General features: G+C 68.5%; 14 protein-coding genes. 9 read left to right on the forward strand and 5 right to left on the reverse strand.

The features are described from left to right. Positions 1–49: 49 nt before the first annotated feature. Positions 50–2,695 (reverse strand): TSCPD domain-containing protein, encoded by a 2,646-nt coding sequence (locus AC1RSI_RS15915; RefSeq protein WP_154726264.1) that lies wholly within the window; start codon positions 2,693–2,695, stop codon positions 50–52. A 300-nt stretch (positions 2,696–2,995) separates the two neighbouring features. Here AC1RSI_RS15915 and AC1RSI_RS15920 point away from each other — a divergent pair, with 300 nt between their 5' ends. From AC1RSI_RS15920 to AC1RSI_RS15950, 7 genes are all read left to right on the forward strand, one after another. Next, the gene (locus AC1RSI_RS15920) at positions 2,996–4,081 is read left to right on the forward strand and encodes a LacI family DNA-binding transcriptional regulator (protein ID WP_230307637.1); all 1,086 of its coding nucleotides are present in this window, start codon (positions 2,996–2,998) and stop codon (positions 4,079–4,081) included. Positions 4,082–4,109: 28 nt separating this feature from the next. Then, positions 4,110–7,130 carry a TonB-dependent receptor gene (locus AC1RSI_RS15925; protein ID WP_291753017.1) on the forward strand — a complete coding sequence of 1,007 codons (3,021 nt, stop codon included), beginning with the start codon at positions 4,110–4,112 and terminating at the stop codon, positions 7,128–7,130. Positions 7,131–7,207: 77 nt separating this feature from the next. Beyond that, positions 7,208–8,692: a glucoamylase family protein gene (locus AC1RSI_RS15930; protein ID WP_035308757.1), complete on the forward strand. Its 1,485-nt coding sequence runs from the start codon at positions 7,208–7,210 to the stop codon at positions 8,690–8,692. After that, on the forward strand, positions 8,689–9,957 hold the full coding sequence (locus AC1RSI_RS15935) for a sugar ABC transporter substrate-binding protein (protein WP_008263473.1): 1,269 nt from the start codon (positions 8,689–8,691) through the stop codon (positions 9,955–9,957). Before AC1RSI_RS15930 ends, AC1RSI_RS15935 begins: the two co-directional genes overlap by 4 nt. Further along, the gene (locus tag AC1RSI_RS15940; protein ID WP_035308754.1) at positions 9,954–10,886 is read left to right on the forward strand and encodes a carbohydrate ABC transporter permease; all 933 of its coding nucleotides are present in this window, start codon (positions 9,954–9,956) and stop codon (positions 10,884–10,886) included. Before AC1RSI_RS15935 ends, AC1RSI_RS15940 begins: the two co-directional genes overlap by 4 nt. Further along, positions 10,883–11,698, forward strand: coding sequence for a carbohydrate ABC transporter permease (locus AC1RSI_RS15945; protein WP_154726208.1), 816 nt, complete (start codon positions 10,883–10,885; stop codon positions 11,696–11,698). Before AC1RSI_RS15940 ends, AC1RSI_RS15945 begins: the two co-directional genes overlap by 4 nt. 152 nt (positions 11,699–11,850) lie before the next feature. Further along, entirely contained in the window at positions 11,851–15,054 is a 3,204-nt protein-coding gene (locus AC1RSI_RS15950; protein ID WP_154726209.1) for a discoidin domain-containing protein, read from the forward strand. Positions 15,055–15,202: 148 nt separating this feature from the next. On the opposite strand, the gene topA is transcribed toward AC1RSI_RS15950, so the two are convergent. From topA to plsY, 3 genes are all read right to left on the reverse strand, one after another. After that, on the reverse strand, positions 15,203–17,830 hold the full coding sequence (gene topA, locus AC1RSI_RS15955; protein WP_154726210.1) for a type I DNA topoisomerase: 2,628 nt from the start codon (positions 17,828–17,830) through the stop codon (positions 15,203–15,205). 138 nt (positions 17,831–17,968) lie between these two features. After that, positions 17,969–19,039: a DNA-processing protein DprA gene (gene dprA / locus AC1RSI_RS15960; protein WP_008263412.1), complete on the reverse strand. Its 1,071-nt coding sequence runs from the start codon at positions 19,037–19,039 to the stop codon at positions 17,969–17,971. Then, positions 19,036–19,674, reverse strand: coding sequence for a glycerol-3-phosphate 1-O-acyltransferase PlsY (gene plsY / locus AC1RSI_RS15965; RefSeq protein ID WP_035308749.1), 639 nt, complete (start codon positions 19,672–19,674; stop codon positions 19,036–19,038). The genes dprA and plsY overlap by 4 nt, the downstream gene beginning before the upstream one ends. Positions 19,675–19,801: 127 nt before the next feature. Between plsY and AC1RSI_RS15970 the strand changes: the two genes are divergently transcribed. Together AC1RSI_RS15970 and ubiM are read left to right on the forward strand one after the other, a co-directional pair. Next, entirely contained in the window at positions 19,802–20,734 is a 933-nt protein-coding gene (locus tag AC1RSI_RS15970) for a glycerophosphodiester phosphodiesterase family protein (RefSeq protein WP_008262939.1), read from the forward strand. A gap of 69 nt (positions 20,735–20,803) precedes the next feature. Further along, positions 20,804–21,985: a 5-demethoxyubiquinol-8 5-hydroxylase UbiM gene (gene ubiM, locus AC1RSI_RS15975; protein ID WP_154726211.1), complete on the forward strand. Its 1,182-nt coding sequence runs from the start codon at positions 20,804–20,806 to the stop codon at positions 21,983–21,985. A 191-nt stretch (positions 21,986–22,176) separates the two neighbouring features. On the opposite strand, the gene pyrC is transcribed toward ubiM, so the two are convergent. Continuing rightward, entirely contained in the window at positions 22,177–23,448 is a 1,272-nt protein-coding gene (gene pyrC, locus AC1RSI_RS15980) for a dihydroorotase (protein WP_154726212.1), read from the reverse strand. Positions 23,449–23,604: the final 156 nt, after the last annotated feature.

The following is a 23,604-nucleotide window of genomic DNA, read 5'->3' on the forward strand; positions in this document are numbered from 1 at the left end:
GCTCCAGCGAAAACGTCGCGTGGCGGCACTCTAGAGCCCAGCCGTTAACTTAGCCCTGATCGCCGCCGTGAACCGCCCGGGCGTCGCCGCAGGTGTCGCAGACCCAGACGCCGCCGCGATTCTGCAGGCTGAAATCGCCGCAGGACGGACAGGCGACGGCCTCGGTGTTGGCGACGACCTTCGGTTCAGGCTCGGCTTTCTTGCCGAAGGGCAGGACCACCAGATTGTCGGGCGCGGAACCGCGGGCGAAGCCCTTCGAGATGAAACGGGCGGCGGGGACGGCCTCTCCCCCCTCCGCCTTGCCGTGACCCAGACCGTCGGCGTTCAACTCATCGGGGCCGGCGTTGGCCAGTTCGTGGCGGTCCAGATATGAGACGCCCAACTCGCGGAAGATATAGTCCAGGATCGAGGTGGCCGAGCGGATCGAGTCATTGCCCGTGACCCGCCCCGCCGGCTCGAACCGGGTGAAGACGAAGGCGTCGACGAACTCGTCCAGCGGCACACCGTACTGAAGCCCGATCGAGATGGCTATGGCGAAATTGTTCATCAGGCTTCGGAAGGCGGCGCCTTCCTTGTGCATGTCGATGAAGATCTCGCCCAGTTCGCCGTCGTCGTATTCGCCGGTGTGGATATAGACCTTGTGCCCGCCGACGGCCGCCTTCTGGATATAGCCCTTGCGCCGGTCGGGCAGTTTGCGGCGGGCGCGCTCGCGTTCGACCACCCGTTCGACGACGCGCTCCTGCGGGGCGGGCGTGGGAGCGGGGCGGGGCGTTTCGAGGCGTGGAGCCGCATCGGTTTTCGGCAGGGTCAGCAAGGGGCCTGGGGGCGGAGGCGCGCGACGCAGCCGCACCGCGCGGCGGCCCTCGGCGGCGGCCTGGGCCAGACGACGGGCGGCCTGGGCGGCGGTGGCGCGCCAGTCCAGAAGGTCCACGGCCGTGTCCGGCGCGTCGCTGAACGGTTCGACGGCGCGGCGCAGGTCGGCCTCGACGCCTGCGGGATCGGCCAGCAGGGCGGCGACGGCGGCGGGCGCCTCGGCCCAATCCGTCAGATCGCCGTGGCCGAAGACCCAGCGCGCCGCCGCGAACTCGGCCTCTTCGGGCACGCCCAGCAGGTTCAGCAACGGGCCGTCGCCGTCTTCCAGCCCCAGGACGTCGCGGATGAAGCCGGGGTCCAGCACCGGGGCGGTGAAGACGGCGTCGAAGCCGTCGGCCCCGGCCAGGGCCTGTTCGACGGCGGCCAGTTCGATGTCGGTGAAGCCGAAGGCGCGCAGGGCGGCGTGATCGACGCCCGGCGCCTCGACCAGGGTGCGACGGCCGAACAGCCGGCGCTCGGCCGCCTGGACGTCGCCGCCCGTGCGGGCCAGGGCGGCGGCCAGGGGTGCGGCCAGGCGACGGCCGATCTGGCCGTCGGCGGTCTGGAAGACATCAATGACCGAAGGGCCGCCGAGGCCCAGTCGCAGCCGGGCCTCGGCGTCGTCCATGAACAGGCCGACGGTTGCATGACGCCGGGGCGCGCCGAGCTTGCCGATCCGCTTCAGGGCGACGGCGGCGAGAGGATCCGGATTGGACTTCAGGCGGGCGCGGCGGGCGCGGTCAGCGTCGGCGACCTGGCTCTTCAGGGCGTCCCATTCGGCGCAGGGGCCACGCAACTGGGCCAGTTCCACCGAGGTCTGAGCCGCCACCACCGCTGTCAGGCCCGCCAGGGCCTCGGCCCGGGCGGCCAGATCGCCGCCGGCCGGGATCAGGGCGGCCGAAAGGCCCTCCAGTCCCAGGGAAATGGCGACGCTCGCGGCCTGAAGATCCAGGGCCACGGTCCACAGACGCACCAGATCCGGCAGGCGGTCGAAGGTCCCGCCGTCCAGGGCGGCGACGGCGGACAGGTCCAGCAGGGCGCGACCGACCGCGCCCTCGGCCAGGGCTTCGGCGTCGCGGGGAGAGAAGATCGCGATCAGGCCGCCGTCCAGAGCCGATTCGGCGGCCAGAAGGGCCTCGGGCGCGCCGGCGGCGATCTGGGTGCTGTCGGCCAGGGCGATCAGGGGCGGGGTTTCGTGGAAGGGGCGCAGGGCCAGGGCCGGACGTTCGCCATCGACGGCGCGCAGGATGTCGGCGTCGGTGGCGCCGCGACGCCGCGCGGTGGCGGCGGCGCGGCCCAGGGCGGGGTTGCGCGACGGGTCGGCGCAGTGGCCGTCCGGCCCCTCGCAACGGTCCACGGCGTCGGCGACGGCGCACAGGGCGTCGGCCAGGGCCTCGGCCGACTGCAGCGCCAGTCGGGCGGTCATGCGGTCGGCGCGGTGTTCGGCCAGATGCGCCGGCGCGGCGGGATCGGACAGGTCGAGAATGTCGGCGGAGCCTGCGCCAGCCTCGGGCGCGCCCACAGGCGTGGCCAGGCCCAGTTGAATGGTGGCGGCCAGTTCGGCGGCGAAGACATAGGCCTCGGCCCGATCGGTGAAGACGCCCTCGGCCAGGCCCCGGCCGGCCAGGCGTTCGGCCCAGGCGTCGACGGCGCCGTTCAGCCAGCCGCCGGTCGGGGACAGGTCGGGGACCAGGGATTCGCTCCAGTCCAGCCAGGATTCGATCCGGGCGTCCGACCATGCGGCCGGCGCCGTGATCTCCTGGACTGTGGCGGCGCGCTCGACAGCGCGGGTCTCCATCGTGACCCGGCGGGCCAGATCCACGAAGCCGGATTGAAAGCGCATGGGCCGCATCTCCCGGTAAGCCTGCCACCAGATTACGGCGATCCATCAAGGCGCGCCACTATATGTAGTAGTTATCAACCGCTGAATCCATTTGACGGTCATTCAGCGCCTTTGGGGCGGACGCCGCTCGATCCGGTGGTCATCAGGCGAGGCGCGGGCGCCGGCGGGCCAGAAATCGACACAAAGCGACATTGCGCCGCTTGCGGCCGACATTGCTCCTGTGTCATGTAACCGATTACATCAGGTTATCGACAGACCTTCGACAAGAAGGCTGGCGCGATGACGCTCAGAGGGAAACACTTGGATATCGCCGCCTCATCAGCCGTGAACGGACGTGCGCCCGCCGCCAAGGCCGCCACGATCCGCGACGTCGCCGAACGGGCCAAGGTGTCCGTGGCCTCGGTGTCGCGCGTGCTGAACGGGTCGGACGCCATCACCGAAACCACGCGCCAGCGGGTGCTGGATGCGGTCGCGCATCTTCACTACGTCCCCCATGTCGGGGCGCGCAGCCTGTCCACCAGCCGGACGGACACCATCGGGGTCATCCTGCCGGACCTGTACGGCGAGTTCTTCTCCGAACTGATCCGCGGCATGGACCTGGCCGCGCGGGCGCACGGCAAGCACCTGATCGTCTCCAGCTCCCACGGCGACACCGAAGAGACCATGGCGGCGCTGCGGTCGATGCGGGGCCGGGTCGACGGCATGATCGTGCTGTCGCCCCATGTGCGGGCCGCCAATCTGGCCGCCGACGTGGCGGGCCGGACTCCGGTGCTGGTCATGAACGGCGGTCTGGACGAGGGCGGCCGGCCGGCGATCGCTGTGGACAACCACGGGGGCGCCGTGGCGGCGGTCGAACATCTGATCGCCACCGGTCGTCGCCGCATCGCCCATATCCGGGGCGCCGCCGGCAACCTGGAAGCCGATATTCGCGCCGAAGGCTACGCCAGCGCCCTGGTCGGCCAGGACCCGATCATCGTCGAGGGCGACTTTACCCAGGCCGCCGGGCATCGCGCCGCCACACAGTTGATGGCGCTGGACCAGCGCCCGGACGCGGTGTTCGCGGCCAATGACATGATGGCCCTGGGCGCCCTGCTGGCCTTCCAGGAGGCGGGCGTGCGCTGCCCCGAGGACGTGGCGGTGGTCGGCTTCGACGACGTGCCGCTGGCCGCCCTGGTCCGGCCGACGCTGACCACGCTCAGAGTGAATATTGCGGAAATGGGCCGCCGGGGCGTCGAACGCCTCATCGGCCTGGTCCAGGCCGGCGCGAACGCCGAGGCGGACACCGCTTGTGAAATCGTTCGACCGGCCCTGGTCGTTCGTCAATCCACCGCGGCGGCCGCAACCGCCGGGTCAAACCCCGATCAGACGGCGGCGTCGCTGTCGTGAATCGGACCCATCAGGAGGGGACATCAGGATGATCAAGTTCAATACGCGTAGCGCGGCCCTGGCCGCCGTATCCGCCTTCGCCATCACCGCAGGCTTCGCCGGCGCGGCGACGGCGCAAAACGCCACCACCACGCTTCGTGGCGCCGTATATGACGGACCGACCGCCGAAGCTGGCGGCGCCGTCACCGCGACTGAGGTTTCGACCGGCTATGTCACTCGCGCCCGTATCGGAGCGGACGGCCGTTACGTCTTCTCAGGGCTGCGCCCAGGCACCTATCGCGTCCAAGTGACCAGCGACGATGGTCAAACTGCTGAAGAGACGGTCACCCTTTCGCTGGGACAGGTCGGTACGCTGAACCTGGACGTAGCCGCGCCGACCACCGCTGCATCGGATTCGGGCGCGACCGAACTGGGCGACATCGTCGTCACCGGCCGTCGGGTGTTCGAAGTGCGCACGCCAGAGGTCGCAACCAACGTCACCCAGCAGCAGATCAACAACCTGCCGCAGATCAGCCGTAACTTCCTGAACTTCGCCGCCCTGGCGCCCGGCCTGCGCGTGACTGAGGACGACACGGAACGGACCATCTCGGCCGGCGGCCAGACGGCCCAGGCCATCAACGTCTTCATCGATGGCCAGAACCGCAAGTCTCTGATCAACGACGGCGGCGTCGCCGGCCAGGACGACAGCCGCGGCACGCCCTTCCCGCAGGGCGCCGTGCAGGAGTTCCGCGTCATCAGCCAGAACTTCAAGGCCGAGTATGAACAGGCCGGTTCGGCCATCATCACCGCCGTGACCCGCTCGGGCACCAACGAGTTCCACGGCGACGCCTTCGTCTTCTATCAAGACCCGGACTGGGTTGCTCAGGATGAGATTTCCGAGCGCCGCGGCGCCGAGAAGGCCCCGGTCAAGCGCTTGCAGTACGGCGCCAGCCTGGGCGGTCCGATCATCCAGGATCGGCTGCATTTCTTCGGCGCCTATGAGCGCAAGGATGAGGACCGCATCTCTCAGTCCTTCCTGAACCGCACAGAGTACAACGACTTCTTCGCGGGCGATCTAGGCACCGTCTCGACGCCTTATGAACAGGACGTCTTCTTCGGCAAGCTGTCGTGGCAGGTCGATGATCGTCAGCGCGTCGAACTCAGCACCGAGTACAAGACGGAAGAGGACATCCGCGGCGCCGGCGGCCAGAACGCGCCCAGCCGTGCGGCCCGCAACAATGGGGAAACCCAGGCCTTCAATCTGCGCCACCAGTTCCAAGGCACGCACTTCCTGAACGAGTTCTCGATTGATTATCTGAAGTCGAGCTACGAACAGTCTGTGATCAATGGCTCGGACTATGGCCGAGAGTACGTCATCTTCCGCGATGATGTTCCCGACGATCAGGATGATCCAAGCACGCTTGGATTCCAGTACAACGTCAATAACCGCGACTCCACGGTCTTCACGGCTGGCGGGCGGGCTGACGCCCAATTCCTGGAGCAGAAGAGCACGACGATCCGCAACGACCTGACTATTCCGGACCTGGAATGGATGGGTATGCACACCATCAAGATGGGTGCGAAATATTCGATGCAGAACTACTTCGTACAGAAGGATTTCGGACGCAATCCGACCTTCATCTACGACATCGAGGGCCGCTCCGAGATCAACGGCAGCCGAACGGTCCCCGTCGCCGTGAACCTGGGCGTCGCCGTCCCGCCGGCCGATGTCGATAACAACGTCCTGGGTCTATATATACAGGACGACTGGCAGATTACGGACAAGCTGGAAATCAACCTCGGCATCCGTTGGGACTACGAAGACAACGCCGTTAACAATGACTACCGTACGCCTGACTCCATTCGGGACATGCTGGCGGCGATCCAGAACCTGCCGAACTACGATTTCCCCTCCTATTTCAACCCGTCGGACTACGTGTCGGACGGCGATCGCAAGGCTTTCAAGGGGGCGTTCCAACCGCGCTTCGGCTTCTCGTATGACGTGTTTGGCGACGAGCAGACGGTGATCTTCGGCGGCGCCGGCCGCTATTACGACCGTATTGGCTTCAACTTCGCCTTTGATGAACGATTCAAGCCGTTCCAGTTCAACAAGACCATCTACTTCTCCAACACCGGTGGTCCAGCCGGCGGACAGGAAACGATCGCCTGGAACCCTGCGTATCTGACCCCTGAAGGCCTGGATCCTCTGCTGGCCGCCAGCCCCGGAGCTGGGGAAGTCTTCTTGGTCAAGAACGATTTCGAGCCGCCTCGCACCGACCAATTCAATATCGGCGTGCGTCAGAAGTTTGGACGCTGGCAGACCGCTTTGACCTTCGCCGCCGGTCATACCGAGGGAGAGTCGGCCTGGTACATCGCCAACGCACTGACCGAGACAGGTGGCCGATTTAACGGGCCTAGCCCGACTTCGGTCGGCTATTCTCAGTTCCGCAACACGATCTTCTTCCAGAACACGGACAAGGAGCGGGATTACAAGGCGATCTATCTGACCGCTGACAAGCCGTATAACTCTGCAGATCGCTGGGGCTTCAACCTCGCCTATACCTACATGGATGCGACCCAGAACGGCAGCCGCGACAACGGCTACGGCGCATTTGACTTCGACTACAACACGCCAGAGCTGTCGCCTGAATATCGTTCGTCTACGGATGAACGTCACCGGATTGTGGCGTCCGGCACCCTGGGCCTACCCGCCGACTTCCTGTTGTCGGGCATCGTCACCCTAGGTTCGGGCCTGCCCTATAACATCAACGACTGCCCCAGTGCGCCGAGCACCGGCCCCAATATCTGCTGGAACGCGGGCAATCCGGAAAAGCGCGCCTTCCTGCCGGGGCTGAATTTCGCCTACCGCCAGATCGATCTTCGCCTGACCAAGGGCTTCGACGTCTTCGGCGGACAGCGGGTTGAGTTGATCGCCGACGCGATCAACATCTTCAACTTCACCAACTACAAATCCTTCGACACAGGCTTCAATAGCGCGCGCTACGGCGCGGGCACCGAGGTTTACCTGCCGACCCGCAGTTTCCAGGTCGGTCTGCGCTACTCCTTCTAACTCCCCCTGAGCCTGGGCCGCCTTCCGCTTGCGCGGGAGGCGGCCTTCTTCTTGATACAGACCCAGTGAGCGTGCCCATGAACCGCCGGAACTTCCTGATGCGAACCACTGCGGGGGCTGCGGCCCTGGCGGTGGGCGGCGTCGTCGCGGGGCCGGCGGCGGCGCAACAGGAGCAGGCGGCTCAGCAGGGAAGCGGCGCGGTCAACGGCACGCAACGGCGCCCCCTGCGGCTGGACCGCGAGATCGACGAGCTTCAGGAACGCACCTTCCGCTGGTTCGAGAAGGTCACGGACCGGCGCACCGGCCTGACGCCCGATCGCTGGCCCACGCCGTCCTTCTGCTCCATCGCTGCGGTCGGTTTCGCCCTGACCTGCTGGCCCATCGGCGTCGAGCGGCGCTGGATGAGCCGGGACGAGGCGCGCGAACGCACCCTGACCACCGTCCGCTATTTCTACAGCCTGCCCCAGGGACCGGAGCCGACCGGCACGGCGGGGCACAAGGGCTTCTTCTATCATTTCCTGGATATGGAGACCGGGCTTCGCTACCGGACCAACGAGCTGTCGACCGTCGATACGGCCCTGCTGATCGCCGGCATGTTGTTCGCCGCCCGCTATTTCGACGGCGACCATCCGGACGAGGTCGAGATCCGCAGCCGGGTCCAGGCCCTGTACGAGCGGATCGAATGGGACTGGGCCGTCGTGCGCGACAACCGGATCACCATGGGCTGGCATCCGGAGAGCGGCTTCATCCCGTCCGACTGGCATGTCTATAACGAGGGGATGCTGCTGCTGCTCCTGGCCATCGGCAGCCCGACCCATTCGGTCTCGGTCAACGTCTGGCATGAGTGGGCCGCAAGCTATGACCAGAGCTGGACCGACCGCTGGGGCAGCTGGCACCTGAATTTCGCGCCGATCTTCGGCCACCAGTACAGCCATATGTACGTCGACTTCCGCGGCATCCAGGACGCCTGGATGCGGGGCCAGACGGCCCAGATGGGCGAGTATCTGGACTATTTCGAAAACAGCCGCCGCGCCGTCTACGCCCAGCAGAAATACGCCCACGACAATCCGGGCCAGTGGGCCGGCTATTCGTCCGAGACCTGGGGCCTGACGGCCTGCGACGGGCCGGGCGATTTCAAGCAGACGATCAACGGGGTCGAGCGCGAGTTCTTCAGCTATTCGGCGCGCGGTCCCGGCGAGCGCGACGACGGCACCATCGCACCCACGGCGGCGGCCAGCTCCATCGCCTTCGCGCCCGAGATCGTCGTGCCCTGCATCAAGGCGATGAAGAGCCGGTTCGGCGCGGGGATCTATACTGAGTGGGGCTTCCTCGACAGCTTCAACCCAACCCTGACCCAGCGCGACGGGCCCTTGCAGCACGGCAAGATCATTGACGGCGTGGGCTGGGTCGCCGACGACTATCTGGGCATCGACCAGGGCCCCATTGTCGGCATGACCGAGAACCATCGCTCCGACTTCATCTGGCGCTACATGCGCGGCGAGCCGCACATCCGTAAGGCCCTGGAGACGGCGGGCTTCACCGGCGGCTGGCTGAACGCATGACCTCTGGCCCGCACAGGCGGGGCGCCCTGGCGCTGCTGGCGGGCGGGGCGGCGGCGGCCTGCACGCCGCGTCGTGACGGCGAGACGGTGCTGCGCTTCTGGGCCATGGGCAATGAGGGCGGGACGGTGGGCCAGCTGATGCCCGAGTTCGAGCGGCGCAACCCCGGCGTCCGCGTCGCGGTCCAGCCCCTGCCTTGGACGGCGGCGCACGAGAAACTGCTGACCGCCTACGCCGGCGCCTCGCTGCCGGACGTCAGCCAGATCGGCAACACCTGGGTGTCGGAACTGACCGCCATCGGCGCCCTGTCGCCGACCCCGCCGGCCGCCGCCGACCTGCTGACCGATCAGTTCGAGGCGGTGCTGGAGACCAACGAGGTGGCCGGCCGGGGCATGACCACGCCCTGGTACGTCGATACGCGGCTTCTGTTTTATCGCACCGACCTTCTGGCCCGCGCCGGCTTCGGCGCCCCGCCCCGGGACTGGGCCGAGTGGAAGCGGGCCATGCACGGGATCAAGCGCGTGGCGGGCGGCGACAACTACGCCATTCTGCTGCCCCTAAACGAGTTCGAGCAGCTTCTGACCTTCGGCCTTCAGACCGAGGAGCCCTTGCTGCGTGACCGCAATACGCGCGGCAACTTCTCCAACCCCGGCTTCATCTCGGCCCTGGCCTTCTATCGCAGCCTGTTCGCCGAGGGCCTGGCGCCCCTGGCTTCGGCGGCGCAGATCTCCAACGTCTGGACCGAGTTCGCGCGCGGCTATTTCAGCTTCTATTTCTCCGGCCCGTGGAGCGTGGGCGATTTCCGCAGCCGCTTGCCGGCGTCGTTTCAATCCAGCTGGGCCACGGCCGGCGTGCCGGGACCGAACGGCCTGGGCGCCTCGGCGCCGGGCGGGTCCAGCCTGGCGGTGTTCAAGTCCTCGCCGCATCAGGAGGCGGCCTGGGCCCTGGTCCGCTATCTGTCCGAGCCGGCCGTCCAGGCCCGGTTCAACACCATCGTCGGCGATCTGCCGGCGCGGAAAAGCGCCTGGGACATCGCCCAGGTGGAGCGCGACCCCATGCTGGCGCCCTTCCGCGGCCAGCTGGAGCGGGCCAAGGCCGTGCCCAAGGTTCCGGAGTGGGAGCGGATCGTGACCGAGATGCAGATCGTCGCCGAACGCATGGTGCGCGGCGAATATACCCCCGAGACTGCGGCAGCGGAGATCGACCGTCGGGCGGACCGGCTGCTGGAGAAGCGCCGCTGGATGATGGAGCAGGGCAGGGCCGTATGACCGTCGCCGATCCGACATTGGCCCGCGTGAAGCCGTCGCGTGGACGCGCGGCCAGAGAGCGCGCAGCCTGGGCCTTCGTCGCCCCTGCGATGATCGCCATCGGCCTGTTCTTCGCCTTTCCGGTGATCGCGGCCCTGCTGCTCAGCCTGACCGACTTCGACATCTACGCCCTGGCGAACCTCGATAATCTGCGTTTCGTCGGCCTGCAGAACTACGAGCGGCTGATGACCAATCCCCTGTTCTGGGGGGCGATGAAGAACACCCTGACCTTCGCGGTCCTGGGCGTGCCCCTGTCCATTGCGGCCTCGCTGGCCGCGGCGGTGATCCTGAATGCGCGGGTGGTGAAGTGGCGGCCGATCTGGCGGGTCATGTTCTTCGCCCCCTATGTCACCACCCTGGTCGCCACCGCCGTGGTCTGGCGCTATCTGCTGCACACCCGCTACGGCGTCATCAACTGGGGGCTGGAGAGCATCGGCCTGCCGGCGGTGGACTGGCTGGGCCAGCCCTCGACCTCCATCCCCGCCATCCTGATGTTCGTGGTCTGGAAGATCTTCGGCTATAATATGCTGATCTTCCTGGCCGTGCTCCAGACCGTGCCGGACGATCTGTACGAGGCCGCCCGCATCGACGGCGCCGGGCCGTGGAAACAGTTCCGCCATGTGACCCTGCCGGCCATCGCGCCGACCATGCTGCTGGTCTCGATCATCTCCGTCGCCAGCTTCTTCCAGCTGTTCGCCGAACCCTATGTGATGACGCAGGGCGGCCCGGCCCAGAGCACGGTGACGGTGCTGTATTTCATGTACGAGGAAGGCTTCAAATGGTGGAACCTGGGCTCCGCCAGCGCGGTCGCCTTCGTGCTGTTCCTGTGCATCCTGGCCATCACCCTGGTGCAACTGGCGGTGGCCAAGCGGGTAGGGGCGTACCAGTGAAACTCCGCGCCGTCCTGCTCAACCTTGCCATCGCCCTGATCGCCCTCGTCGTCCTGTTCCCGCTGATCTGGATGGCGTCGGTCAGCTTCATGCCCACCGGCGAGGCGGCGACCTTCCCGCCGCCCCTGGTCCCGTCGCGCTGGACGCTGGAGCACTATCAGGACCTGTTCCTGAACCAGGGCATGGGCCGCTATCTGTGGAACAGCTTCGCCCTGGCGACCCTGGCGACGATCCTGGCGCTCAGCTTCACCGTCCCGGCCGGCTACGCCTTCGCCAAGCTGAAGTTCACCGGACGCGAACGCCTGTTCCAGCTGCTGGTCGCCGCCCTGGTGGTGCCGGCCCAGATCGGCACCCTTCCGCTGTTTCTGATGCTGAAGGGGATGGGGCTGGTGAACACTTATGCCGGGGCGCTGGCGCCCTGGCTGGCCTCGATCTTCGGCCTGTTCCTGGTGCGCCAGTATGCGCTGAGCATTCCCGACGAAATGCTGGAGGCGGCCCGCATCGACGGCGCGAGCGAAGGCCAGATCTTCCGCCGCATCGTCCTGCCGACGCTGCAGCCGATCATCGTCACCCTGGGCCTGTTCGTCTTCCTGGGCAGCTGGAACGACTTCCTGTGGCCGCTGATCATCCTGACGGACCAGTCGAACTACACCCTGCCGGTCGCCCTGGCGGCCCTGTCGCGCGAACACGTGCAGGACATCGAACTGATGATGGCGGGCGCAGTCGTCACAGTCGCGCCCGTCCTGATCCTCTTCCTCGCCCTGCAACGCTACTACATCCGCGGCATGCTCGCGGGCAGCGTGAAGGGGTGATCCTTGTAGCCCTCCACCGCCGTCATCCTGGGCCTTGTGCCTAGGATCCATAGACTCCGTCGAGGACGGGACGCACGCCTTCGACACCGGGCGTATGGATCCTCGGGACAAGCCCGAGGATGACGGCAACAGAGGAAACTGGAGTAATCCGAATGCGTATCCTGACCTCCATCCTCGCGCTCAGCGCCGCCCTCATGGCCGCCCCCGCCGTCGCGCAGGACACGCGCGTCCTCGACAGCATGGACGACGCGTCGCGGTGGGAGGCCAGCGCCTCCACCGACGTCCACGCCGCCGTCTCCGCCGTCGCCGGGCATGACGGCCGCGCCGTGCGGCTCGACTACGACTTCGACGGCAAGGCCGGCTATGCGGTGCTAAGCAGGCCCCTGCCGTTCGACCTGCCCGACAATTACGAGATCAGCTTCTGGGTGCGCGGCGCCGGGCCGGTCAACACCTTCGAGGTCAAGCTGACCGACGCCTCAGCCGAGAACGTCTGGTGGAAACAGACGGCCCGCTACGACTTCCCCGACGGCTGGACGAAGTTCGTGATCAAGCGCCGCCAGGTGTCCAAGGCCTGGGGCCCCAGCCCGGAGACGGTGCTGCGCCGCGCCGAACGGGTCGAGTTCGTCGTGGTGGCGGCCGAGGGCGGCAAGGGCGCCGTCGAGATCGACCAACTGAGCCAGCGCGCCCTGCCGGTCGATCCCGTCGCGCCGCCGCAGCCGGTCGCCGGCGACGGCCGGCCGCAGACGACCGCCGCCAACGCCGTCGATCTGGACCCGAAGACGGCCTGGACCCCGCCGGTGGGCGAACCCTCGGCCCTGACCCTCGACCTGGGATACGAGCGCGAGTTCGGCGGCCTGACCCTGCGCTGGGGCGAGCGGGGGGCGGCGGCGGACTATCGGATTTCCGCCTCGACGGACGGACGGGACTGGCGCGAGCTGGCGACGGTCACGGGCGGGAACGGCGGCGTCGACTGGCTGCGCACGCCGGAGGCGACCGCCCGCTGGCTGCGGCTGGAGCCGCTGAAGCCGGTCCCCGCGTCGGACGTGGTCGGCTCGTCCGGCGCCGGACAGCGGCTGGGGGCAGGGCAGGCGACGACCTATGCGCTGACTGAGATCGAGGTCGAACCCCTGGCCTTCGGCGAGGACGCCACGGCCTTTGTGGAGGCGGTGGCCAAGGAGAACCGTCGCGGCCTCTATCCACGCGGCTTTTTCGGGGAACAGCCCTACTGGACCCTGGTCGGCGTCGACGGCGGTGGCGAGAGCGGCCTGATCGGCGAGGACGGCGCCATCGAACTGCGCCGCGCCGGCCCCAGCATCGAACCCTTCGTCATCGACAACGGGCGGCTGATCACCTGGGCCGACGTCAATGTCGAACAGGGGCTGAAGGACGGCGACCTGCCCATACCGTCCGTGACCTGGACCGCCGACGACTGGACGCTGAAGATCACCAGCTTCGCCGACGGCGCGCCGGACCAGGCGCGTCTGTGGGGCCGCTATGACCTGACCAACACCTCCAATCGGCCCCGCACCCTGACCCTGGCCCTGACGGCGCGACCCTTGCAGGTGAATGGACCCGTACAGTTCCTGGCCATTCCGGGCGGCGTGGCGCCGGTCGAGCGGATCGCCTGGGACGGCGCGAGCCTGACGCTGAACGACGACGTTCGGGTCCAGCCCCTGACCGCGCCGGACGCCGTCGCGGCCTCGAGCTTCGATGCAGGGGTAGATCCTCAATCATTGATTCTACCGTCGGCGCGACGGCCCGCCGGCGAACCGGTCATGGTCTCCGACCCCACGGACCTGCCGGCCGGCGCCCTGCTGTATGAGGTGATGCTCCAGCCCGGCGAGACACGCACCTTCGGCTTCTTGTCGCCGCTGGCGGGCGAGACGCCGCAGGCGGGGCAGGGCGTCGCCGCGCTGGATCAGGCCGAGCGGGCGCTGGCGGCGGAATGGCGCGAGAAGCTGGACCGGGTGGACCTGACCCTGCCGCCCGCCGCCCAGCGGATCGAGGACGCGTTGAAGTCGTCCCTGGCCCATATGCTGATGTCGCGTCAGGGGCCGATCCTCCAGCCCGGCACCCGCAGCTACAACCGCTCCTGGATCCGCGACGGGGCCATGATGGCCGAGGGGCTGAACCGGCTGGGCATGGCCGAGCATTCGGCTGACTATCTGCGCTGGTACGCCCCCTATGTGTTCGAGAACGGCAAGGTCCCGTGCTGCGTCGACGCACGCGGCGCCGATCCGGTGCCCGAGAACGACAGTCACGGCGAGTTCGTCTTCCTGGCCGCCGAGACATACCGCTACACCGGCGACGAGGCCCTGCTGCGCCAGGTCTGGCCTCAGGTGCAGAAGGCCGTCGCCTATATGGACGAGCTGCGCGCCTCCACCCGCACGCCTGAGTTCCAGACCCCCGACCAGCGCCATCTGTACGGCCTGCTGCCGCCGACGATCAGCCACGAGGGCTATTCGGACAAGGCGGCCTATTCCTATTGGGACGATTTCTGGGGCCTCTTGGGCTACAAGGACGCGGTCTTCATCGCCCAGACCCTGGGCGACGCCGAGGCCGCCGCCCGCTACGCCGCCGCGCGGGATCAGTTCGCCGCCGACATTCGCGCCTCCATCGTCGCGACGGCCGAACATCACGACATCGACTGGATCGCGGGCGCCGCCGACCGGGGCGATTTCGACGCCACCTCGACCACGATCGCCCTGTCGCCGTCGGGCGAGCAGGATAATCTCCCGCCCGAACTCATGGCGCGAACCTTCGACCGCTATTGGGAAAACTTCCAGAACCGTCTGACCAATCGCACGGCCTGGAAGGACTATACCCCCTACGAATGGCGGCTGGTCGGCGCCTATGTGCGGCTGGGCCAGAAGGACCGGGCCCTGGCGGTGCTGGACTTCCTGATGGCCGACCGTCGGCCCGAGGCCTGGAACGGCTGGGCCGAGGTGGTGGGGCGCGACAAGCGCGAGCCCCGCTTCATCGGCGACATGCCGCACGCCTGGATCAGCTCCGACTATATCCGCTCGGCCCTCGACCTGTTCGCCTACGAACGGGACCGCGACCACGCCCTGGTGCTGGCGGCGGGCGTGCCTCAGGCCTGGCTGGATACGAAGGAGGGCGTGGGGGTGAAGGATCTGCGCACCGCCTATGGCTCGCTGACCTACGCCTATCGCAAACAGGGGGCGGCCTATGTGTTGACCCTGGGCGAGGGCGCGACGCCGCCGGGGGGCTATGTGCTGCAATGGCCGGCGGGGGAGGGGCGGCCCGAGCGGGTCCGTATCGACGGGCGGGCCGCGCAGTGGACCGGCGACGAACTGGCGATCCCCGTGGGCGCGCGGCGGATCACCCTCAACTGATCCTTCTCCCCTTGCGGGAGAAGGTGGCCCGCAGGGCCGGATGAGGGGCTGCCCCATCTCCAACGGAAAAGGGCCGGTCATGCACTGACCGACCCCTCATCCGACCTCGCTTCGCTCGGCCACCTTCTCCCGCAAGGGGAGAAGGAAGTCAGTCTTCCGCCTTCGCCTTGGTCTTCTTCGCCGGCGCCTTCTTGGCCGCCGGCTTCTTCGCAGCCGCAGCCTTCTTGGGCGCGGCCGCCTTCTTGGCCGCCGGGGCCTTCTTCTTCGGCGCCGCGCCGGCCTTGGCGGCGAGCAGGGGCAGGGCGTCTTCCAGGGTCAGGTCTTCGGGCGCCGTACCCTTGGGCAGGGTGGCGTTGATCTTGCCCGACTTGACGTACGGACCGAAGCGGCCGGCCATGACGTGGATCGGCTCGCCCGTCTCCGGGTGGGCGCCCAGGTCTTTCAGCGGGGCCGTGGCGGCGCCGCGACCCGGACGACCGGCGCGCTTCTCGGCCAGCAGGGCGACGGCGCGGTTCAGGCCGACCTCGAACACCTCGTCGATGTCCGAGACGTTCGCATAGGTGCCGGCGTGCAGGACGAAGGGTCCGTAACGGCCCAGGCCCGCCGTGATCATCTTGCCGTCCTCGGGGTGAACCCCGACCTCGCGCGGCAGCGCCAGCAGGCGCAGGGCCTGGTCCAGCGTCAGCGAGGCGGGCGACCAGCCCTTGGGCAGGGACGAGCGTTTGGGCTTGTCGCCCTCGGGCGGCGTGATTTCGACATAGGGTCCGAACCGGCCGATCTTCAGCTGCACCGGCTGGCCCGTCTCCGGGTCAATCCCCAGTTCGCGGTCGCCGCTTTCCGCCGATCCGTCTTCAGCCGAAGGGCTGGCGACAGGACGGGTGTATTTGCAGTCAGGGTACCGTTCGCAGCCGATGAAGGCGCCGAACCGGCTGGTCTTCAAGCTGAGCTGGCCCTGATGGCACAGGGGGCATTCGCGCGGGTCGGACCCGTCTTCCTTGGCCGGGAAGATATGGGCGCCCAGCGACTCGTTCAGCGCATCCAGAATGGCCGTGGTGCGCAGTTCGCCGGCGGCCTGGGTCGCGGCGTGGAAGTCCGACCAGAACTCGCGCAGCAGCACCTTCCAGTCCAACTGGCCGGCCGACACCTCGTCCAGACGCGTCTCGAGCGCCGCAGTGAAATCGTATTCGACCCACTTGGCGAAGAACTGTTCCAGGAAGGCCGTGACCAGCCGTCCCTTGTCCTCGGGATAGAAGCGGTTCTTGTCCACCCGCACATATTCGCGGTCGCGCAGGGTCGACAGGGTCGAGGCGTAGGTCGACGGCCGGCCGATGCCCAGCTCTTCCAGCTTCTTGACCAGGGTGGCTTCCGAATAGCGCGGGGGCGGTTCGGTGAAATGCTGGTCGGTGCGGATGGCGTCAACCTTGGCCTTGGCGCCTTCCTTCAGCGCGGGCAGGCGGCTGGTGTCGTCGCCCTCGTCCTCTTCCGCGCCCTTCTGCTTCTCGTCGCGGCCTTCCTCATAGACGGCCAGGAAGCCGTCAAACGTCACCACCTGGCCGGTGGCCCGCAGGCCGGTCAGGCCGTCCGAGGTTTCGATCTCCACCGTGGTGCGGTCCATCCGGGCCGCCTCCATCTGCGAGGCGACCATCCGCTTCCAGATCAGCTCGTACAGACGCTGAAGATCGGATTCGAGGCGCAGGCTGTCCGGATGACGGGCGATGTTTGTCGGCCGGATCGCTTCGTGCGCTTCCTGAGCATTCTTGGCCTTGGTCTTGTAATAGCGCGGTTCCTGAGGAACGAAGGCCGGGCCGAACTCCTTGGCGATGACCTCTCGCGCCTGGGCGATGCCCTCGGGCGTGGTCTGGACGCCGTCGGTCCGCATATAGGTGATCAGGCCGCCGGTCTCGTCCACGCCCTCATACAGTTTCTGCGCCGCCTGCATGGTGCGCTGGGCGCTGAAGCCCAGCTTGCGCGAGGCTTCCTGTTGCAGGGTCGAGGTGGTGAAGGGCGGGGCCGGGTTGCGGCGGACGGGCTTCTTCTCGACCGAGTTGATGGTGAAGTCGCCGGCGTCGATGGCCGCGCGCGCAGCGGCGGCGGTCGCCTCGTCCTTGATGTCCAGACGCTGCACTCGCTTGCCGGCGTGCTTGACCAGACGGGCGGTGAAGGGCGGGCTGTCGGCGTTCAGATCGACCTCGATGGACCAGTATTCCTGCGCCTTGAACTTCTCGATCTCCATCTCGCGATCGACGACGATGCGCAGGGCGACGGATTGGACCCGCCCGGCCGAGCGCGCGCCCGGCAGCTTGCGCCACAGGACCGGCGACAGGGTGAAGCCGACCAGATAGTCCAGCGCCCGGCGGGCCAGATAGGCCTCGACCAACTCCATGTCGATCTGGCGCGGATTGGCCATGGCCTCGAGGACGGCGGATTTGGTGATGGCGTTGAAGGTGACGCGCTCGACGTGCGTGTCCTTCAGTGCCTTCTTCTTGTTCAGCACCTCCAACACGTGCCAGCTGATGGCTTCCCCTTCGCGGTCGGGGTCGGTCGCCAGGATGACGCGGTCGGCGCGCTTGGCGGCCTCGGCGATTTCGGACAGCCGCTTGGCGCCCTTGGCGTCGGCCTCCCAGTGCATGGAGAAGTCGTCGTCGGGCAGGACCGAGCCGTCCTTCGACGGCAGGTCGCGGACGTGGCCGTAGGACGCCAGAACCTCATAGCCGGAGCCGAGGTATTTATTGATGGTCTTGGCCTTTGCGGGGCTCTCGACGATAACGAGGTTCATGCGTGTTCGGTCTCGGGAAGGGGCGCGAACGTGGTTGGAGCGGAGCCATGTGTCAATGCACCGGCCGCCGGACGCCCGTAAACTTGCGGAATATCGGGTGACTATCACGGATCGAAGACGAATCCGGAAGAGACTTCACTATATGGACGCGAGACCGCCCGGCAGCAGCTCCGCACGGCCCGCCAGGCTCAGTTCCAGCAGGGCGGCGGCGACCTGGCCCATGGGGGCGTTCAGGGCGCGCGCGATCTCGTCGCGCGGCGTCGGGGTGGGGGACAGCAGGGCGGCGACCCGGTCCAGGAAGGCGTCGTCCACCTCGCCATAGTCCATGGGTTCCGACGGCGGCGCGCGCAGGGTGCGCAGGGTGTTGAAGGCGCGCTCGATATCCTCGATCCCCTCGCACAGGATGGCCCCCTGGCGCAGCAGTTCGTTGGGACCCTTGGCGCGCGGGTCCAGCGGCGAGCCGGGCACGGCGAAGACGTCGCGCCCCTGTTCCGCCGCCAGCCGGGCGGTGATCAATGAGCCGGACTTGATCTCGGCCTCGACCACCACGACGCCGCGCGACAGGCCGGAGATGATGCGGTTGCGGCGGGGGAAGTCTCTCGCCTGGGCGCGAGCGCCGACCGGGCTTTCGGACACGACGCAGCCCTGATCGACCAGCCGGGCGTAGAGGTCGGCGTGTTCGGGCGGATAGATGTCGTCCACACCGCCGCCCAGAACCGCGACGGTCCCGGTCGCCAAGGCGCCTTCGTGGGCGGCGGCGTCGATGCCGCGCGCCATGCCCGAGACGACGACATGGCCGGCCTGACCCAGTTGCAGCGCCAGGCCGCGCGCGATCCGCTGTCCGCCGGCCGAGGCGATGCGCGCGCCGACGATGGCGACGCAGGGCGCGTTCAGCAGTTCGACCCGACCCCGGGTCCACAGGATCGGCGGGGGCGGATCCAGCGCCGCCAGCATCTCGGGATAGTCGGGATCGCCCAGCACCAGCAGGCGGGCGCCGACCCGCTCACCATCGGTCAGTTCGCGCTCGATCTTGGCGACGGGCGGGGGAATGGAGGCAGCACCGGACTTGCGGACCAGATCGGGCAGGACCTCCAGCACGCGAATGGCCGAGCCGTAGCGGCCCAGCAGCTGGGAAAAGGCGACGGGACCGATGCGGTCGGTGCGGGCGAGCCGCAGCCGGGCGAACCGTTCGTCCGCCGACAGGCTCACGCCTTCTTGGCCCCGATACGCGGTTCCTCGCCCTTCAGCAGCCGGGCGATGTTCTGATGGTGGCGAACCCAGATCAGCACGGCGGCGAAGACGGTCAGGCACAGGATCGGCATGCCCACCGGCAGGCCGACGGCGGCGAGCGGCAGCAGGGCCAGCAGGGGCGCGGTCGCCGAGGAGATCAGGGCCGCCAGCGACGAATAGCGGAAGACGAAGGCGCTGATCAGCCAGACCGCTCCGGCCATCAGGCCCAGGGGCCAGGCGGCGGCCAGCAGCAGACCATAGAAGGTGGCCACGCCCTTGCCGCCCTTGAACTTCAGCCAGACGGGAAACAGGTGGCCCAGGAAGGCCGCGCCGCCGGCGATGGCGCCCGCGACCTCGCTGTCGAACAGGGCGCGCGCGATCAACAGGGCGACCGCCCCCTTGCCGGCGTCCAGCAGCAGGGTGGCCAGGGCCAGGTCCTTGCGGCCCGTCCGCAGCACATTGGTCGCGCCGATATTGCCGGACCCGATGTTGCGCACGTCGCCGGCGCCGGCGGCGCGGGTGATCACGACGCCGAACGGAATCGAGCCGAGCAGATAGCCGCCCAGCGCGACCAGCGCCAAGGTCCCGATCGCGGGGCCTGCCAGATCCTGCACGTTGATTCTCTCCCCACGGAATGCTGTGGCAAAATGCGTCGGCGCGCCTTGCGGAGCAAGGGCGATCCGACCTCTTGACCCAATGATTGCCGCAGGGTCAGGTCCGCCCGCCTTGCCGGAGTGCGCCATGACCCGAATCCCCGCCGCCGCCGCCCTGATTCTGCTGCTGTCCACCTCGGCTTGCGTCGGCGCCGCGCCGGTTAGCCCGCCGCCGATGGGCGGACCGGCCATGGCCGCCTATTTCGACTGCGTGAGGGACGGCGGCGTGGCCATCTCGGCGCACCGGGCGGTCTCGGCCATGGACCAGCCCGAGAACTCCATCGCCGCCATCGAGGCGACCGGACGGGCCATTCCGGGCGCTGTCCTCGAACTGGACGCGGTCCTGACCAGGGACGGCCATCTGGTCCTGATGCACGACGAGACCATGGACCGGACCACGACCGGGCGGGGCCGCGTCGCCGACCTGACCCTGGCCCAGGTCAAGGCCGCCCGGCTGAAGGCCTCGAACGGCGCCCTGACCGACGCCGCGCCCCCGACGTTGGCCGAGGCGCTGGACGCCGCCGGGCGCGTGGGCGCCATCGCCAGTCTGGATCTGAAGCCGGCGGACGGCGCAACCACGGTCGATCTGGCGCGCGCCGTGATCGACCAGGTGCGGCGTTCGGGCGCGCAGAACCGGGTCATACTGATCACCTATAGTGACGCCGACGCCCGCGCCGTCGCGGCCCTGGCGCCGGAGATGATGATCTCGGCCGGTCTGGACGGCGTCGAGGATCTGGACGGGCTGAACGCGTCGCAGATCCTGGCCTGGACCGGCACGCGCGAGGAACGCCCCGCCCTGTGGTCGGCCCTGCGTCAGGCGGGTGTCGAGGTCCAGTTCGGCACCCTGGGCGCCGAGGGCCGTCGCCGCGACGACCGTTACGCCGCCGACGGCGACGTCTCCGAATATCGCGACCTGGTCCGCCAGGGCGTCACCGTGATCGCCACCGACACGCCCCTGGTGGTCCAGTCGGTGCTGGGGGCGGAGGTCGCCAAGGCCGCGACCTGCCGCCGCCCGCGCTGACGCGACGATTTGCGCTGAATCAAGGGCCTGGCGGCGCAGTTAGGGCAGGAGGAAGATCAGGAGTTCAGCATGCGCGATGATCTGATGTTCGACGTGGCCGTGGTCGGGGCCGGACCGGCGGGCCTGGCCTTCACCCGGTCCCTGGCCGGAGCGGGGCTGACGGTTGCTCTGATCGAGGGACAGGCCGAGGCGGCCTTGCGCGACCCGGCCTTCGACGGGCGCGAGATCGCCCTGACCCACAACTCCATCCGTCTGTTGAAGAGCCTGGACGCCTGGGACCAGGTGCCGGCGGAAGAGATTTCGGACCTGCGCGAGGCGCGGGTGCTGGACGGCGGCTCGCCCTTCGCCCTGACCTTCGACGCCGGCGGCGCCGACCGGCTGGGCGTCCTGATCCCCAATCACCTGATCCGCCGCGCCCTGTTCGAGGTCGTGGAGGGCCAGCCGGGCGTGACCCTGATGGCCGGGCGGCGGGTGTCGAACTGCGCCGTCCAGGGCGCCGCCCCGCGCGGGCGGGTCGTGCTGGACGACGGGACGGCGATCCGGGCGAAGCTGATCGTGGCGGCGGATTCGCGCTTTTCGGGCGTGCGCGACCAACTGGGCGTCGGGGTCGAGATGAACCGGCTGGGCCGCTCGATGATGGTCTGCCGGATGCGGCACGACCAGACGCACCGCCATGTCGCCACCGAATGGTTCGACCATCGCCAGACCGTGGCCCTGCTGCCGGTCGCGGACGTCGAGGAGCGGGTCTCCTCCGTCGTCCTGACCCTGGCCGCCCCCGCCATCGCCGACCTGATGCGCCTGTCGCCCGAAGCCTTTTCAGTCGAGATGGAGCGGCGGCTGAAGGGGCGGCTGACCGGGTTGGAACTGATCGACACGCGTCACGCCTATCCGCTGGCCACGACCTGGAGCCGCCGGTTCGCCGGCGAGGGGTTCGCCCTGATCGGCGACGCCGCCGTGGGCATGCACCCGGTCACGGCCCACGGCTTCAACCTGGGTCTGCGCGGACAGGATACGCTGGCCAAGGTGGTGAGATCGGCGCGCGGCGGGGACATCGGCTCGGAACGCCTGCTGGCCCGTTATGAACGCGACCACCGCCTCGCCAGCTGGCCCCTGTACCAGGGCACCAACGCCCTGGTCCGCCTGTTCACCGAGGAGACGCCCCCGGCCCGTCTGGCGCGCGGAGTGGCGCTGCGCGCCGGGCAGGCGACGGCGCCGTTCAAACGGGTGGTGAAACGGATGCTGACGGCGTGAGCCATTATTCTTCCTTCTCCCGTGGGGAGAAGGTGGCCCGCAGGGCCGGATGAGGGACCGGCTGAGGGCCAACTCGCACCACCTTACTCCTCACCTTTGGTTGCTTCGCGCCGCCCTTCGGGTCGCGCAAGGACGATCGCTGACGCTCTCGTGCGCTCAAGCCCTCTCCCGATAGGAGAGGGAAGGGTGGGTCAGAAGACCTTCCGGCCGCCCACCCAGGTCCCGATCACCTTGCCCTGCAGCCTGCGCCCGTCGAACGGCGAGTTCTTCGACTTCGAACGCAGCTTGTCCGCATCGACGATGATCGGCGCGCCGGGATCGAACAGAACCAGGTCGGCGGGCGCGCCTTCGGCCAGCACCCCGGCGTCCAGGCCCAGCAGGGCCGCCGGTCCCTGGGTCAGGGGACGCAGCACGTCCAGCAGGTCCAGCCCGTCCTCATGGTGCAGGGTCAAGGCGGCGGGCAGCAGGGTCTCCAGGCCGACGGCGCCGGGCGCGGCCTCGGCGAAGGGACGGCGCTTGTCCTCGGCCGGGGCGGGGGCGTGGGCCGAGGTGATGACGTCGATCAGCCCCTCGCGCACCGCCTCGATCAGGGCCTGACGATCGGCCTCGGAGCGCAGCGGCGGGTCCAGCCGGTAGAAGGTGCGATAGTCGCCGATATCCACCTCGTTGAAGCACAGGTGGTTGATCGAGACGCTGACGGCGACCTCCAGCCCCTTGGCGCGGGCCCGGGCCAGGGTCTCCAGCGCGCCTTCGGTCGAGATCTGGTCGACCAGGAACCGGGCGCCCGTCTGTTCGACCAGGGCCAGGTCGCGCTCCAGCCCGATCCGCTCGGCTATGGCCGGACTGCCGGACAGGCCCAGACGCGTGGCCAGTTCGCCCGAGGCTGCGACGGCGCCTTCGGTCAGCCAGGGATCGGATGGACGGCAGGCGATCAGGGCGTTGAAGGCGGCGGCGTAGCTCATCACCCTTTGCAGGGTGCGGCTGTTGACGATCACCTTGTCGCCGTCGGTGAAATACAGGGCGCCGGCCTCGTCCATCAGGCCGATCTCGGCCATCCGCTGGCCGTCCAGGGCCTTGGTCGCCGCGCCCGCCGCACGGACATTGACCAGGTTCAGGGCCGCGCCGCGCCGCTGGATGAAGTCGACCATGGCCGGGTCGTCGACGGCGGGGTCGGTGTCGGGCTGGACCACGATGGTGGTCACGCCCCCGGCTGCGGCGGCCAGGCTGGCGGACTTCAGCGTCTCCTTGGGCTCGGCGCCCGGTTCGCCGGTCTTGACCCGAATGTCGATCAGGCCGGGCGCGAGGCAGTGGCCGTCCGCGTCGATGGTCTGGTCGGCGTCGATGAGCGATACGCCGTGAACGACCCGCACGATGCGGCCGTTCTCGATCAGCACGCCGCCGGGACCGTCATAGTCCGTGGCCGGGTCCAACAGGCGGGCGTTGGTGATGGCGAGCGTGTTCATCGGAAATCCTCCCCCGTTGGGGGAGGGGGACCGCCCGAAGGGTGGTGGAGGGGGCCTGCCGCGAACAGGGTGTCTGGGGCGGGGGGGGGGGGGGGGGGGGGGGGGGGGGGGGGGGGGGGGGGGGGGGGGGGGGGGGGGGGGGGGGGGGGGGGGGGG

This window comes from Brevundimonas sp. GW821-FHT10E09 (assembly GCF_058809375.1).

Coding starts and splice junctions, on each gene's coding strand:
- AC1RSI_RS15970 (WP_008262939.1), top strand. CDS start 19,802: ATGACCCGAATCCCCGCCGCCGCCGCCCTGATTCTGCTGCTGTCCACC.
- AC1RSI_RS15940 (WP_035308754.1), top strand. CDS start 9,954: ATGACCGTCGCCGATCCGACATTGGCCCGCGTGAAGCCGTCGCGTGGA.
- AC1RSI_RS15925 (WP_291753017.1), top strand. CDS start 4,110: ATGATCAAGTTCAATACGCGTAGCGCGGCCCTGGCCGCCGTATCCGCC.
- ubiM (WP_154726211.1), top strand. CDS start 20,804: ATGCGCGATGATCTGATGTTCGACGTGGCCGTGGTCGGGGCCGGACCG.
- AC1RSI_RS15935 (WP_008263473.1), top strand. CDS start 8,689: ATGACCTCTGGCCCGCACAGGCGGGGCGCCCTGGCGCTGCTGGCGGGC.
- pyrC (WP_154726212.1), bottom strand. CDS start 23,448: ATGAACACGCTCGCCATCACCAACGCCCGCCTGTTGGACCCGGCCACG.
- topA (WP_154726210.1), bottom strand. CDS start 17,830: ATGAACCTCGTTATCGTCGAGAGCCCCGCAAAGGCCAAGACCATCAAT.
- AC1RSI_RS15915 (WP_154726264.1), bottom strand. CDS start 2,695: ATGCGCTTTCAATCCGGCTTCGTGGATCTGGCCCGCCGGGTCACGATG.
- AC1RSI_RS15930 (WP_035308757.1), top strand. CDS start 7,208: ATGAACCGCCGGAACTTCCTGATGCGAACCACTGCGGGGGCTGCGGCC.
- AC1RSI_RS15950 (WP_154726209.1), top strand. CDS start 11,851: ATGCGTATCCTGACCTCCATCCTCGCGCTCAGCGCCGCCCTCATGGCC.